The 14,269-nt window shown below is 44.1% G+C and carries 13 protein-coding genes; 7 read left to right on the top strand and 6 right to left on the bottom strand.

What is annotated here, in order from left to right; genetic code table 11:
- Positions 1 to 76 precede the first annotated feature (76 nt).
- Complete coding sequence (locus tag ACSTTG_RS15395) at positions 77 to 997, top strand: WavQ (protein ID WP_438475437.1); 921 nt, start codon at positions 77 to 79, stop codon at positions 995 to 997.
- Between the two features lie 135 nt (positions 998 to 1,132).
- On the opposite strand, the gene ACSTTG_RS15400 is transcribed toward ACSTTG_RS15395, so the two are convergent.
- From ACSTTG_RS15400 to wecA, 6 genes are all read right to left on the bottom strand, one after another.
- Complete coding sequence (locus ACSTTG_RS15400; protein ID WP_438475438.1) at positions 1,133 to 1,969, bottom strand: glycosyltransferase family 2 protein; 837 nt, start codon at positions 1,967 to 1,969, stop codon at positions 1,133 to 1,135.
- Between the two features lie 4 nt (positions 1,970 to 1,973).
- A complete protein-coding gene (waaA, locus tag ACSTTG_RS15405; RefSeq protein WP_438475439.1) occupies positions 1,974 to 3,218 on the bottom strand; it encodes a lipid IV(A) 3-deoxy-D-manno-octulosonic acid transferase in 1,245 nt (414 codons plus the stop codon).
- Entirely contained in the window at positions 3,212 to 4,270 is a 1,059-nt protein-coding gene (gene waaF, locus ACSTTG_RS15410; RefSeq protein WP_438475440.1) for a lipopolysaccharide heptosyltransferase II, read from the bottom strand. The genes waaA and waaF overlap by 7 nt, the downstream gene beginning before the upstream one ends.
- Positions 4,270 to 5,256 (bottom strand): lauroyl-Kdo(2)-lipid IV(A) myristoyltransferase, encoded by a 987-nt coding sequence (gene lpxM, locus ACSTTG_RS15415; RefSeq protein WP_438475441.1) that lies wholly within the window; start codon positions 5,254 to 5,256, stop codon positions 4,270 to 4,272. Before lpxM ends, waaF begins: the two co-directional genes overlap by 1 nt.
- 160 nt (positions 5,257 to 5,416) lie before the next feature.
- Positions 5,417 to 6,358, bottom strand: coding sequence for an ADP-glyceromanno-heptose 6-epimerase (rfaD, locus tag ACSTTG_RS15420; RefSeq protein WP_438475442.1), 942 nt, complete (start codon positions 6,356 to 6,358; stop codon positions 5,417 to 5,419).
- A gap of 200 nt (positions 6,359 to 6,558) precedes the next feature.
- Positions 6,559 to 7,692, bottom strand: a complete 1,134-nt coding sequence (gene wecA, locus ACSTTG_RS15425) for a UDP-N-acetylglucosamine--undecaprenyl-phosphate N-acetylglucosaminephosphotransferase (RefSeq protein ID WP_438475443.1) — start codon at positions 7,690 to 7,692, stop codon at positions 6,559 to 6,561.
- A gap of 414 nt (positions 7,693 to 8,106) precedes the next feature.
- Between wecA and ACSTTG_RS15430 the strand changes: the two genes are divergently transcribed.
- From ACSTTG_RS15430 to ACSTTG_RS15455, 6 genes are read left to right on the top strand one after another with little or no spacing between them, the layout of a single operon-like run.
- Complete coding sequence (locus tag ACSTTG_RS15430) at positions 8,107 to 8,505, top strand: hypothetical protein (protein ID WP_438475444.1); 399 nt, start codon at positions 8,107 to 8,109, stop codon at positions 8,503 to 8,505.
- Between the two features lie 3 nt (positions 8,506 to 8,508).
- Positions 8,509 to 10,266 (top strand): polysaccharide biosynthesis/export family protein, encoded by a 1,758-nt coding sequence (locus ACSTTG_RS15435; RefSeq protein WP_438475445.1) that lies wholly within the window; start codon positions 8,509 to 8,511, stop codon positions 10,264 to 10,266.
- A 17-nt stretch (positions 10,267 to 10,283) separates the two neighbouring features.
- Positions 10,284 to 11,069, top strand: a complete 786-nt coding sequence (locus ACSTTG_RS15440) for an ABC transporter permease (RefSeq protein WP_438475446.1) — start codon at positions 10,284 to 10,286, stop codon at positions 11,067 to 11,069.
- A gap of 31 nt (positions 11,070 to 11,100) precedes the next feature.
- A complete protein-coding gene (locus tag ACSTTG_RS15445) occupies positions 11,101 to 12,519 on the top strand; it encodes a KpsE/RkpR family capsule polysaccharide export protein (protein ID WP_438475447.1) in 1,419 nt (472 codons plus the stop codon).
- A gap of 11 nt (positions 12,520 to 12,530) precedes the next feature.
- Entirely contained in the window at positions 12,531 to 13,511 is a 981-nt protein-coding gene (locus ACSTTG_RS15450) for a glycosyltransferase family 2 protein (RefSeq protein WP_438475448.1), read from the top strand.
- Positions 13,504 to 14,268: a sulfotransferase gene (locus ACSTTG_RS15455; RefSeq protein WP_438475449.1), complete on the top strand. Its 765-nt coding sequence runs from the start codon at positions 13,504 to 13,506 to the stop codon at positions 14,266 to 14,268. The genes ACSTTG_RS15450 and ACSTTG_RS15455 overlap by 8 nt, the downstream gene beginning before the upstream one ends.
- The last annotated feature ends 1 nt before the right edge of the window (position 14,269 follow it).

Below are 14,269 nucleotides of genomic sequence, written 5' to 3' on the forward strand. Positions count from 1 at the left end.
AAGTCAAAGGCCCACACTGCCAATTAACACACTTAAATCACTATCAGTTACAGATCTTATGTTTGGTTAGGAAGTTATGAAGTTCTATATCTATGCTCCAAGTTATAACGAGAACTCAGGAGGATGCATTGCTCTCCATAAGTTAGCACACATCCTTAATGAAGAGACAGAGCACCAAGCCTACCTAGTGCCTAGGGTACTCGAGAAGCATGAATTTCACTCGCTCTATGAATTGCTCCGTTTATTCAATAAGCGATATAAGTTTGCTAGAGACAAAGCAAGGTACAAAACTAACCCTGAATTTAACACCCCGGTCATTAGTTCAATATCTGACATTGAATGGTCATCAAGCATCTGTGTCTATCCAGAGCTAACTTTTGGTAACCCACTAAAAGCGACCAATGTTGTTCGTTGGTTTTTACACCAGCCTGGACACTTTAGAAAGGAAGTGTGCTTTGCTACGGGTGAGCTGTACTTTAAATATAGCTCTGGAATTAAGGACTTTGAGCTATACAACTCCAAACTCTCGACTAAAGAGCTCAAGGTCAATCATTTCCCCTTGGAAATATATAACCGTGAGAATGAAAGCGCTGAGCGTTCGGGGACGTGTTATATGGTAAGAAAAGGTAAGCACAAACCCTTTATTCACCCTGAAGGTTCCGTATGTATTGACGGTTTATCACACCGTGAAATAGCTCGAGAGTTTAAAAGAGCAGAGCAGTTTATCTCTTATGATGACTACACGGCTTACTCAAAGTTTGCAGTGCTGTGTGGCTGTAAATCAGTTGTCGTCCCAGACGAAAACACATCCATTGATGAGTGGTATTCTGATGAAAAGGATCGTTATGGCATCGCGTATGGGTTTAGTGATGAGCAAATAACGTGGGCGAATGCTACTCAGGATAGAGTTCTGGAGACCATTGAGCAAAGGCAAAGAGAGTCTGTCGACCGCGTTTTAGACTTTGTCGAAGAGTGCCAGTCTTACTTTGATATATGATAACGACTCACGTAGTGCCGTACCTAATTAATCACGTTACGGTGCCTTTTGATTGAGTTTGCTCAGCGTCACCTCTGAGCAAACTCGTTTGAACTAGGCCCGCCTAATCTTTAGTATTCCTACACAAGTAGGGCTTTAGCAACGATAGTGCTTACCTGACTTTATCGCATCCCAGATATATCGCTCATTCTGATTATCATCTTTAGATGCGATTTTCCACAATAGCTTGAGGGTGTAGAGAAAGAGGCTTGGCTTAGATTTATAGTATCGGTTCCTTAGTCCTTCATCGTAAGCTCTTTCCTTCTTCCTAAAGTCAGAAAGGACTTCATCCTCTGATTCTAAACGAGAGTATGAGTGTTCAAATCCGGGAATCACACTGATGAGGTGGATAAGCTTTATTTGCTCGGCTCTAATGAAAAACGTAGTGTCTACACCGTAGAGAAAAAAGCGCTCGTCAAAGACGCTGCCATAAGCCGTCTTCATTTTTTCTTTGAATTGGCGACTGATGACAACCCCACTTCCTACCGCTCGAAATCGCTTAATTTCTGTCAGCTGCTGAGGTTGTTCTACTTTGTTTTTCTTTATTGTTGGGCTTTGAACTTTACCCTGATTGGTCAGGATCGGTACTAAGCAAGCGTCTTTTGTTCCTTTAGTCGCCTTATCTAAGTATTGTTGCGACAATGTAGAATCGTCATCCAAAACGATACAAAAATCATTGTTATTGTGCTCAAGAGCAAAGTTATAGATCTTTGACAGGGCGGCATTGCTGGTATCTTGGTGAATAGTAATGGAATTAAATTTTTCTGAGTAAACCTCAGGTAAAGAGGTATCTACTTCACTAGGTCCATTGTTCCAAATTAGCAGGTCAATATGGGTAAGATTTCCCTGATAGTCCACTAGTGATGAGAGCGTGGTAGATTCTAAAATAGTCTTGTTGTACAAGATTACAAGAATAGTTCCGGTGTGATTCATTTTACTACATACCTATATGTGTAATTACCTGGTTGATGGCATTACACTTTAGATTGGCTGGCTGCTGTCTTTTGGGTTTGAAAAGGTCACTACAAATGAGGCCTGATGGGCTGTGATTATCCTTGATAACAGTCACTTTATGCTCGGTGATTAGTGGTTCGACAATCTCTTTGAAATTAAAATAGCTTGGCCCTATGATAACCGGTAGGCCCAAAGCCACTGGCTCGAGAACATTGTGGCCACCCACTTTGTCTCCTAGGAGGCTACCTCCCATAAAACAGGCATCTGACGCACCCATAAGCACAAGCATTTCGCCCATCGTATCACCCAAATAGACTTGTGATGATGCTAACTGCTCTAAAGATTGAGCCGTTCGTCGTACGGTGTTGAATCCCATACTGATTGATAACTGATGAACGTCATCAAATCGCTCAGGATGTCTAGGAACAATAATTAAAAGACTGTCAGGATGCTTAGTTAGGACCTCTTGGTGCCAACGCAATACTTGCTCATCTTCCCCTTTATGGGTGCTGGCTGCAATCCAAACAGGGCGCTCGGAGCCTATCGCTTGACGAAGTGCTTTCCCTTGTAGGACAGTATCTTCATCGATAGAGATATCAAACTTAATTGAGCCTGTGACTTCGAGTTTTTCTTCACGTACACCCAATTGACTGAAACGGTCTTTATCCGCCTCAAACTGACAGAGGAACTGAGTCACAGACCGCTCTAGTTGGTGAAATAAAGGTTTTACTTTGGCGTAGTTGCGGCGCGATTTTTCCGATAGCCGTGCGTTGACCACCGTAATCGGAATGCCCGCGGCGTTGACGATATGAAGCGTATTAGGCCACAATTCCGTCTCAATAATGAGCAGAGCAGATGGCTGAATTTCTTTTAGAAAACCATTAACCGCGAAAGGAAAATCAATTGGCATATAGCGATGCTGGACCAAATCACCAAGCTTGGCGATCTGCTCTGCCCCAGTGCTGGTCGTGGTGGTGACGACAATCACTTGCTGTGGGTTTCGCGCTTTTAGTTCCTTAATCAAGGGTATCGCAGCAATGCTTTCTCCCACCGAAACCGCGTGTATCCACAGCGGTTTAAGATCGGACGTAAGGGGCGGAGTTATCCCAAAGTGCTCTTTCCAACGAGTGCCAAACTTGGGCTTGTTTGGCTTACTTTTATACAAGCCAAACAGCAACACCGGTGAGACTACAAATAGAAGTAGGGTATAGAGCCCACGTATTAACATACCTTTATAGCGCTCTCTTCAAGTTTATGAATGGCTTTGATCGCAGAACTTGCAGGTAATTCTTTTAGGCACTTCAGGTGACCAAGTGGACACTCACGCTTAAAGCAAGGGCGACACTCAATATCGGTGTGCACCATCTCAACTTTTTCCGCTAATGGTGGTGTGTATTTTGGCGAAGTGGAGCCGTAGATAGCCACCACATTACAACCGACAGCCGCCGCAACGTGCATGAGCCCGGAGTCATTAGATATCACGGTATCACACGCGCCCAAAAGGTCGAGAGCCTCAATCAGGCTGGTTTGCCCCGCAAGAACGATAACTTGTGATTGGCGTTCACTCGGCACTAACGAACGAATTTTATTGCAAGTGTCTACATCCTTCTGTGAGCCAAATAGCCAAACCTGTGCCCCTTTTTCTGTCATGGCGCTGGCGACTTCTGCATAATGAGATTCGGGCCACTTTTTTGCCGGTCCAAACTCAGCACCAGGGCAGAGACCATAAATCTTGCTGTCACGGTTGAGGGCAAATTTATCCAATGTCATCTGCTGAAGGGGAGTATCGATTCTCAATTTTGGCCTTGGCAGAGTCTCTAGACCACCAAGTGAGGCTGAGCTTTGCATGCTTGATTTAGGAAAAGCTAAAGCCACATAACGTTCAACCATATACTGGAAGTCTTTTTTGTTTGGACGCAGGTCATTAAGCAGCCCATAACGCATCTCACCCTTCCAGCCAATACGAGTTGGAATCTTGGCAAACCAAGGGATCAGGGCCGATTTGGCCGAGTTAGGTAGGATAAATGCTTTATCATAGCCTTCAGTGCGTAACTGGATGCCAAGCTGACGGCGCGCGCTCAGATTGAACTCACCATGACCAATTGGCATATCGATAGCGCGATTGACTTCAGGCATACGCTCAAGGATCGGCTTACACCAGCCCGGTGCCATGACATCAATCGTGCACTCAGGGTTTTGCTCTTTCAGCGTGATATACAGCGATTGCGACATCACCATATCACCCACCCAAGATGGGCCAATTACCAAAATCTTAGTCATTATTTTACCTGCCAATCACTGTCATAGCGTGGTTTGTAGAGGTTGTAGTAGTTATTACCATCTTCTTGAGTGCGAAGTAGCTGCAGTACCCACATATATTGATGGGGCTTGTCTTGGACAAAATACTCAATCGCCTCATTACAGGCACGAGCATCCTGCTCATCACCTTGGTTTAGCTCGAATGCTGGTAGAATTTCGATATCAAATTGGCCAGTCTCGCCATCGATAGCAGCAAACATAGGAAGCACCTTGGCTCGAGATAGTTTAGCAATCTTACCCAGCCCCGGTAGCGTCGCCTTACGCGTAGAGAAAAAGTCAACAAACACACTATGCTCGCGGCCGTGGTCTTGATCAGGTAGATAATAGCCCACGTAGCCATCTCGGATTGACTTCAAGAATGGTTTAATTCCCCCAGAGCGCTCGTAAACACGACCGCCGTATTGCACTCGCTGACGATGCATCAACCAGTCCGCCACTTCATTTTTCTGTTTCTTCGCCATGGCAGAAACAGGCATTCCGAGTGAGGCCAACAAAACCGCCGGGATATCAATTGCCCAAGAGTGTGGCACCATCAAGATGACATTGTCGCCATTCTCGATATGCCCCTTGAGGATCGCTTCACCGCGAATGGTGCAGTTGTCTTGTAGCCATTGCGGCGAGCGCAATGTAAGCAGGCTAAAGCGGAAAAAGAACAGTGCAGCCGTATAAAGGTTGCTCTCGATCATGGCCTCGCGATCAGCAAAACTCCTTTCTGGAAAGCTCAACTCAAAGTTTACCCGTGCACGATGCGCAGGGCCTTGGCGTGATTTAGTCAATCTTGCGGCAATAACGCGCGCCATCCATTTGTGCACTTTAAGTGGTAGTAGCGCTACAGGCAGTGATGCAATTGCCGCAAGCCACGTACCCCAATATTTTGGCGCAAGGAAGTGCCACTGAAACGTTGGGTTATAAGCCTTAGAGTCAAAGTCGTCGCGTTTGATGGTCATAATTTATCTTAAAAACAGAGAAGGGGTGTGGTTCAGTAACGAAGCGGGAACGAGGCCCCTTTGCCAAGGGCAAGAAAGCAAGCACTAGCTGACTGTGTTAGCAAAGAGGCAAAATAGTCTCGCCTCTCGCCTCTCGCCTCTCGCCTCTCGCCTCTCGCCTCTAGCGGTTGATCAGTGCCATGTATTCAGCCACACCTTCAGCGACTGGCTTAAATGTATGGTCACAACCAGTGGCGCGTAGCTTGGTTAAATCCGCTTGGGTGTACTCTTGGTATGCGCCTTTGAGGTGCTCAGGGAAAGGAACGGTTTCGATTTCACCTTTACCGTGATGCTTTATCACGGCTTTCGCCACCTCTTCAAATGACTCAGCGTTACCGGTGCCTAGATTAAAAATACCCGAGGTGCCGTTTTCTAAGAACCAAAGGTTAACAGCCGCTACGTCGCCTACGTAGACAAAGTCGCGCTTAAATCCCTCACTCCCGGCAAACAGTTTCGGGTTCTCACCCGCGTTCATTTGGTTATTAAGATGGAAGGCGACAGAAGCCATCGAGCCTTTGTGTTGTTCACGCGGGCCGTATACGTTGAAGTATCGAAAGCCAGTTACCTGAGAAAGCGTTTCGCCATGCTCCTCAGCATCTTGCCATACGCGTCGAACATAATTATCAAACTGCTGTTTAGAGTAGCCGTAAACGTTCAGTGCACCTTCATACTGCTTTTCTTCGATAAAGGTCTCTGTTTCACCGTAGGTCGCGGCAGATGAGGCATAAAGGAACGGGATTTCACGCTCAAGACAGTAGTGAAGTAGCTCTTTTGAGTACTCGTAGTTGTTGAGCATCATATACTTGCCATCCCACTCAGTCGTCGCTGAGCAAGCACCTTCATGGAAGACCGCATCGATTGGACCGAAATCATCACCTGCCATGATTTGGGTTAGGAAGTCATCGCGATCCATATAGTCGGCAATATCAAGATCGACCAGGTTAGTGAATTTCTTGCCATCGGTGAGGTCATCCACCACCAAGATATCGTTAATGCCTTTCACATTAAGAGCCTTAACGATATTGCTACCAATCATACCAGCGCCGCCAGTCACGATAATCATAATTACTTCCTATCTCTATGATGCGTAATAATGGCTCAGTATATCACCGTCAATGCTGAGAGGCGAGAAACAGCAGGAGTGAGAAAGGGGGCAAAAGAGAGCCACGGGGTGGCATCCAAGCGTTATTCAATTTGAAGGTTTATACGACCAATGACGGCAGATGCTGCCGCCCTAGGACGCACAATACACCCAATACAATCTTAACGAGACTGAACTTGCGGCTGAGCAATGCGCTGTGTTGTCTCTTCCTGCAACCGGTGCATCACGAATAGGTATCCGCCGAAGCAAAGTAAAAAGCCATAAAACATTAGATACTCAGGCACTTCGAAAGCCTCGCCCAGAACGCCGATTAAGGCAAACACAGAAGAAACTGAACAGATAACGATCAAGGTTTGCGCCGGTGACATCCCATTATGTTGGCAGATGTGATGCAAGTGCTGGCGATCTGGCTTGAAGGGGGATTTGCCTTCACGAACACGCTTGATCATAATCGCCACCATATCCATTAATGGAATAGCAATCAGCCATAGGGCGGTGACAGGGCGCACGGAAGGTTGAGGCAGGTCTTGGCTCGAAAGCAGCAAAAACCAGATCACCGTATAACCGACTAACATACTGCCGGCATCCCCCATAAACACCCTCCTTTGATGTCCAAAGACACCCAAGTTAAGCATGATGTATGGAACCATCGCTGCAACAATCACCAAGCACATATAAGACGTGCTAATTTGACCACTTAAAAGCAATAACGCGCCAAGTGCGCCAAAAGTAACAATTGAAAGTCCGCCAAGCAATCCGTCCAACCCGTCCACCATGTTAAACGCATTCATTGCGCCCATCACCGCCAAAACAGTGATGACATAGCGTATCCAATTGAGTTTTATCGTCTCTCCCTCAGAGAGCAGCTCCCCGAGCGTATGAATTTCTATCTTCGCCAAGTAGATCATCGCAACGGAAAGGAAAAATTGAATGATCAGACGAAATTTGACTTCGAGGTCATACTTATCGTCGATGGTGCCAACGATAACTAGCACAACAATGCACGAAGCGTAGACGTGGGCATGTTGAATAATGTCTGGGTTATTAAACAGGAAGTACAGCAAACAGATGCATAAAGAGAGGCCGCCGACGAGCGGAACCTGCCCCTGGTGCTTTTTACGCGCAGAAGGGGTGTCGACTAAACCAATATTGGTTGCAATTTTTCTTAAGAAAAATAGAGATGTAAGCGAAAAGAAAAATACGAATGCAAGCTCAAGAAAGTTGTAAAGCACATAGCCACCAATAATCAAAGAGACGAAAACACCAACAGCTCCAGGTACCAAAATCTTAGTCAACCAGCATGCAATTGCAGTGAGACAGCCACTCACCTAACTATTCTAAGTGATAATTCTCATAAGTGTAACTGAACTTTCGTCGGTGATGAAAGCACTTTGAGACAAGAATAGTCGTAGCTTGGCTGAAACTCTAATTAAAAACTGCCCGCATCTATTTGATGTAACAGTAAAAGCGTTCTAGCTTTAAATGAGATGTGCCTAAGTCTGCAGTTCCGCGCTGCAAAAAAGAGCATTGAGCTCCTTTCCAAGATTCGTAGCACGGTTTTACACCTGCACTCAAAATGCATATACTGACCAATTTTTTATGTAGCACGCTGTTTTGTACGGTGTGTAATTTGGCCCAACTTTGCGCATTCAGGGGATATGCTTAACCCTTGGGGCGGTAGCGTACCTAAAAATAAGAATATGAAACGAATGAGAGTTGTCATCAGCGCCCTTGGTGCGCTGCTTTTGAGCGCATGCAGTAGTCAGCCAAGACAAGTGCAAGCCAGTCTTCCCCTCGTCTCAGAGCAGCTCGCACCGATCGGCACGCCAATATCAAGCCAGTACTGGTCTTCACTCAATATCGAGTACGCCACCAGTATTTCACATCCGCAATACACTATCTTAGCGCAGCCTAGCTATACCTCGGCACTGGGGATCACCTGTCGTACCCTATCTATCACGCCGCTTGCTGAACTAAACAGTATTAGCACCACACCCATTACTCGTACCGCATGTCAGCAAACCACCCAAGATGAAAATGGCAAATCGACCACCGGGTGGTTTTTGGTCCAAGACATCGTTGAGAACTCATCAGCTGTAGAAATCTAGCCTATGTCCTATCGAACCACATTGTGCCTTGTTACGACTGCTGCGGCAGGTTTCCTGACCGCCGCTAGCGCACTTGCTCTCACCCCTGAGCAGCAGATGGCAGCGCTGCAGCAATTGCCTCCATCGGCTATACCGCCGGCGAGTATGGCGGCAGACCTGCCAACACAGAACCCTAATCAAGCACTTGAACAGGGTACTTTCCAGCCTGAGCGACGAGTAGGTACTCTATTGCCGGGTGAAACTGATGTTAGAGAGTTGCTGCCTTCGTCGGGTGAGCCATTGCCCCCGCCATATGGCGCCAATCTCTTTGCGGGTGGTTATGAAACCGAGCGTAGCGATGGCCTCAACGATAACTATCTGATCGCAGCTGGCGATAAGATCAATATCTGGCTGTGGGGCGCGGTGAACTACTCCAACGTGGTGACCGTCGATAATCAGGGCAACATCTTTATACCTGAGATCGGGCCTATTTTTGTTAAAGATGTTCGTGCCAGTGATGTGAATCGCTTAGTCACCTCTAAGATCAAGCAGATCTATACCAATAACGTCAGCGTGTACGTTAACTTGCTGACCGCGACGCCAGTCAGTGTTTACTTATCAGGTCCGGTGATCCGTCCGGGTCAATACGCGGGAATGGCCTCCGATAGCGTGCTGTATTTCCTCAAACGTGCTGGTGGCATCGACTCGGAGCGAGGCAGCTATCGTGAAATCAAGGTGCTGCGTGATAATAAAATCGTACAAACCATCGATCTTTATGACTTTATTCAATCTGGTGTAATGCCTGAGGTGAGCTTTAAAGACGGCGATGTGATTTTGGTGAGTCCGCAAAAATCCGCGATTACGGTTGCGGGCGGAGTGCGCAATCCGTTCCGATTTGAGCTCGCCACCGATACAGCATTGGGTGAGCAACTTGTCAGCTACTCACGTCCCCTGGCCAAAGTCAGCCATGTAGGCGTGATGGGCAATCGCTCTTCTGGTCCCTTCTCGCGCTATATGACCTACGATGAGTTTCAATCTTTCCCATTAGAAGATGGCGATAAGGTTCTGTTCAACGACGACCTGCATGCTCAAGTGATAGATGTGCAAGTCTCTGGTAGTTACCTAGGCCCGTCCTATTTTGTGGTTAAGAAAGCCACTCGACTGCATGAGATGATGAGCCAAATTCCAATCGATCCAAATCTTGCGGATTACAGCTCAGTGCATATCTTGCGTGAGAGCGTGGCTCAAAAACAGAAAGAGATGATCGATGAATCGCTTGATCGACTAGAGCGCACGGTATTTACTGCGCCAACGTCATCTACTGGCGAGGCGGCAATTCGTGCAGAAGAGGCGCGTTTAGTGCTTCAGTTCACCGAGCGAGCACGTCAAGTGATGCCGCTAGGTAAAGTTGTTGTTGCTGAAAACGGTAATGTCGCCAACATTCTATTAGAGCAGGGCGACAAAATTGTAATTCCTGCGAAAACCGACCTGGTGCAAATTGGCGGTGAGGTATTGATGCCGCAGGCAGTGGTATTCAACCCTGATGCGACACTCGATGATTACATTGCCTGGGCTGGAGGATTTACTGAGCGCGCCGAAGATGAGCGTATTGCGATTGTGCGTGCCAATGGCCTAGTTGAGTTCAACAGTGCTCGTCCGGTACAAAAGGGCGATCAAATCTTAGTGCTGCCAAAAGTTGATGTGAAATTGATGCAGAATGTGAAAGACATCACGCAGATTATTTATCAGATGGCTGTGGCGGCGAATGTTGCGATTAACTAAAGGCTGAAGGAGGTAGTTTGGCTAAAGTAAACAAGCGAACCTTGCTTCAGGTCTGGGGGAATGTAATCTTCGCGATATTTTTGCGTGAGATAAAGAGTCGGTTTAACGATAAGTTTGGTATTAGTTGGGCAGTAATTCAACCGGTATCTTTCATATTTATCTTATCATTCATGCGTGGGCGATTAGATGGAGGTGAATCACACTCAATGCCAACCTTTGTTTTTATTGTGTACGGAATGATCAGTATACAGCTTTTTCTAATGACACTTAGCTCGGCTGCAAATAGCTTTAAGAAAAACAAGCCACTCTTTGCTTTCCGTCAAGTTCAACCTATAGCCTCAACTATAGCGGTTGTAGGGTTCGACCTGTTGGTAAAAATGGCAGTTATACTTTCGGTTGTTATTGCGATGTTTTTTCTAGAGATCGAGATAAAGGTGCATGACCCAATTGGGGTTTTAAGAAACTTTATCATGCTCTGGTTGTTGGCTACTAGTATAGGTATTTTGTTTGCTTTAGCTAGGTCATATGTTCCAGAAGTAGACAAATTAAGAGTAATGATTCAAAGACCTCTATTGTTCATATCAGGGGTATTCTTTTCTCTTCAGGATATACCAAAAGAAATGTGGAAGTATTTTGATTGGAATCCGATAGTTCATGCTATTGAGTTATCTCGTCAATCTGCATACCCATCTTTTGGTGCTGTGGGTGTTAGTGAACTATATCTTAATATATCTACATTGGTAGTCACTTTTTTCTCTTTGGCTTGTTATCATTTGTATTGGAAACAGGCAATTAGTAGATAGGCTTTATTAGGCTCAATAAGTAAACGTTTATATGATAGAGAAGAAATTCGAAGAGTTTAAAAAGCTGCATAATAAAAGTCAGCTAAATAATATTGAATACTTAGAAAGACAGGCAAAGATAATAATGTTGTCTGATCCGGAGTTGAGTAAGCGCATTGAGAGAAGGATATCAAACCTTGAAAGATCAAGGGCCCGTAAAGCTAGAAAAGAACAGGCGGTCAAGTCTGAACAATTAGCACTGGCTGTCTCTGAAAAAAAGGAAACTGACTCTGAAGAACAGCGTTTTAGTTCTAAAGTTGATAAAGAAGAAAGTGTCGTTCATACCAGAGAAAGTAAGTTTCAAAAAAAAATTGCGGTAATTAGAGATAGTGTGTTCTCTATTTTTGTTATTATTCCAATCATAGTGTTTTCTTGTTATCAGTTCCTTATTGCAGCCCCTAGGTATGAAAGTAGGACACAACTAATAGTTCAGCAACCCGATAGTGCAACTACGATGGATGCGGGCATGGCATTGCTAACCGGATTAGGTGTAAGCACAAGTAACGTAGACGCGCAGCTGGTGGTTGCATATGTATATTCTAATGATATGCTGAAATACCTAGATGATAAATTAAAAGTAAGGGATCACTATGAGTCCAACGGTGATTTTTTCAGCCGCCTACCTAAGCAGCATAGCTTAGAAAAGTTCGTTGAGTATTTCGCTAAGCGTGTAGCCGTTGAAGTAAGTGAAAAGTCAAATATCATAACGGTCAAGGCTCAAGGCTTTTCACCTGAGTTTTCCCACCGATTAGCAAATACCATTGCTGCTAGAGCTGAGTGGTATATAAACAGTATCAGCCATCAATTAGCTGAGGCGCAGTTAGAGTTTATTGTAAATGAGCACAACAGAATAGAGAAAAGGCTTAAAGTAGCACAGAGTGACTTATTGGCCTATCAACAGAAACACGGCCTAATAAACCCTGAGGTTGAAAGTGTAGCCCTCTCTAATATCGCATATCGACTTGAGAGTGAAATAGTCAAGAGCAAAGCAGACCTTCAGGCGCTTACGAATGTTATGAGTGAAGATGCGCCTCAAGTAATTATTGCGAAAAATAATATGAGAGCTCTTGAGAAGCAGTTGGAGGAGGAGAAGTTAAGGTTGACAGAGCATGGAGAGAATAGCCTTGATGAAGTACTACCAGTAAGTAAAGTACTTTCCCAGTATGCAGAGTTAAAAGTTGAGTTAGAGTTAGCAATAAAAGCGTATACATCATCTTCAGTCTCTATGGAAAAGTCTAGAATAGAAGCTTATCGACAAATAAAGTACCTAGTTCTAGTTGAGACGGCTACTATCCCAGAAAGTAATGAATATCCACGAGTTTTCTACAATATATTACTATTCGCAATTATTATTCTGCTGATTTTTGGCATCATGCGAATTGTATATCTAACAGTTAATGAACTAAAATAATCGAGGTTTTTGTGAGAGTCAAGTTAATAGCAATAGCAAAAGATGAAGGTGCTTACTTACATGAGTGGTTGGCTTATCATCTCTCTCTTGGTTTCGATGAAATTGAAGTTTTTGTCAATAATACATCTGATGGTTCTTACGAATTGTTAAGTTTGTTGTCAAGGGAAAATGAAAAAATCAAGTATTCTCAGGCAGACTATATTATCGATGGCAAGTTCATCACTAATGACTCACTTATATCTAGAGGCTACTTAAAGCGAAACCCTTTACAGTCTAGAATTTATTCACAAGCTTTGGTGGAAAACTTTAATAAGTTTGATTATTTAATGTTCCTTGATATTGATGAGTTCTTTATTTCTTCTAGTGATAGTGTTCATGATTTCTTGTATAAGCTCGGTGATTATGACGTTATATCTATCGGATACATGAATCACAGTGGGCAAGAGAAGGCTTTTTCTCCACCAATCTCTGAAGAGTTGAATGTATCCCCCGGTCGTGATTACAAGAGTATTGTTAAGGTACCCAACAAGCTGGAGAATATTGTCGTTGACTCCTCTCATAATTTCCTCGTGAGAGAAGGTAAATGGTTCAGAATGGGAAAAGGGGAGGTTTCATCTAGACAAGAGGCACTTTCGAAGGAATATGCAACGAAGTCTGACTTTATCCTTCATCACACAATGAGGAGTGTTGATGAGTATTTGGCGCTAGCCCTAAGAGGGGATACTATGCTGAACTCATCTCTTGGCCTCAAGAAATCCAGAAACGGATGGTTTCTGGACGCGGAATACACTATCGACCTGAGAGCAAGTGTGATTGATTCTTATGAAGAGCAGCTTAAAAAACTAGTTAGTAATGACTGTATTAGAGATTGCATATCTAATAGTAGACAGACTGTTATGAGTAAAGCCTCAAAAGCCAGAGAGGTTATAAATTCCATAATGGAAGAACACAAGATAGTTAAGAAAATTACTCGAGGTGTTATAAATGGGTAGTAATAAAAAAATATTCCAAATTGGTTTCAATAAATGTGGAACTTTAAGCTTACATCATTACTTTATTAACAATAAGCTTAATTCTGTTCACTGGGATAATGGCCAGCTATCTAAAGCAATTTATAGGAACAAGCTTGAAGGCCGAGCTCTTCTCGATGGTTATGAATCATTTGATTGTTTTACAGACATGGAACATATGGAAGAGCAAGGGCAACGTTTTTTTGCTGCCGTTGATCATTTTGAAAGTATGGCAATTGAATATCCTAACTCAGTATTTATCTTGAATGTTAGAGATGTTAATAAATGGCTCAATAGTAGAAGAAAGCACTCTAACTATATGGCGAAGAGTATGGTGTTTTATGGTCTCAAGGAAAGTGAGCTGAGACAGAAGTGGGCATTGGAGTTTGATAGTCACGTAAGGCGAGTCAAGGATTATTTTAAAGATTCCAACCGATTGTTGATTTTTGACCTCGATAGTGATGACTCCGATAAAATTAGTGTTTTTCTTAAGGCACATGGGTTTGAGATAATTGATAGTGAATTACCTCACTCACACAATACAAAACAAATGCTTCACAAAAGAAATAACGAAAATATTAATAACCTTAGAGATTTAGCGATTAGTTTTGAAAGGCTAGGTGACATTGAATCAGCGAGTGTTCTAATGAACTTGGCAAGGAAGCTCCGGCCTGAGGGCGAGTTAATTGCACATAAGTCAAAGGTGTATGATGAATATCTTAACTATTTGAATAAATAAA

It is taken from the genome of Vibrio glycogenivorans (assembly GCF_051660965.1).
Lineage (GTDB): Bacteria > Pseudomonadota > Gammaproteobacteria > Enterobacterales > Vibrionaceae > Vibrio.

Excerpts from the sequence above, each read along its gene's own strand:
- ACSTTG_RS15455 (WP_438475449.1), top strand. The coding sequence starts at position 13,504 with ATGGGTAGTAATAAAAAAATATTCCAAATTGGTTTCAATAAATGTGGA.
- ACSTTG_RS15445 (WP_438475447.1), top strand. The coding sequence starts at position 11,101 with ATGATAGAGAAGAAATTCGAAGAGTTTAAAAAGCTGCATAATAAAAGT.
- ACSTTG_RS15435 (WP_438475445.1), top strand. The coding sequence starts at position 8,509 with ATGTCCTATCGAACCACATTGTGCCTTGTTACGACTGCTGCGGCAGGT.
- ACSTTG_RS15400 (WP_438475438.1), bottom strand. The coding sequence starts at position 1,969 with ATGAATCACACCGGAACTATTCTTGTAATCTTGTACAACAAGACTATT.
- lpxM (WP_438475441.1), bottom strand. The coding sequence starts at position 5,256 with ATGACCATCAAACGCGACGACTTTGACTCTAAGGCTTATAACCCAACG.
- waaA (WP_438475439.1), bottom strand. The coding sequence starts at position 3,218 with ATGTTAATACGTGGGCTCTATACCCTACTTCTATTTGTAGTCTCACCG.
- waaF (WP_438475440.1), bottom strand. The coding sequence starts at position 4,270 with ATGACTAAGATTTTGGTAATTGGCCCATCTTGGGTGGGTGATATGGTG.
- rfaD (WP_438475442.1), bottom strand. The coding sequence starts at position 6,358 with ATGATTATCGTGACTGGCGGCGCTGGTATGATTGGTAGCAATATCGTT.
- ACSTTG_RS15395 (WP_438475437.1), top strand. The coding sequence starts at position 77 with ATGAAGTTCTATATCTATGCTCCAAGTTATAACGAGAACTCAGGAGGA.
- ACSTTG_RS15430 (WP_438475444.1), top strand. The coding sequence starts at position 8,107 with ATGAGAGTTGTCATCAGCGCCCTTGGTGCGCTGCTTTTGAGCGCATGC.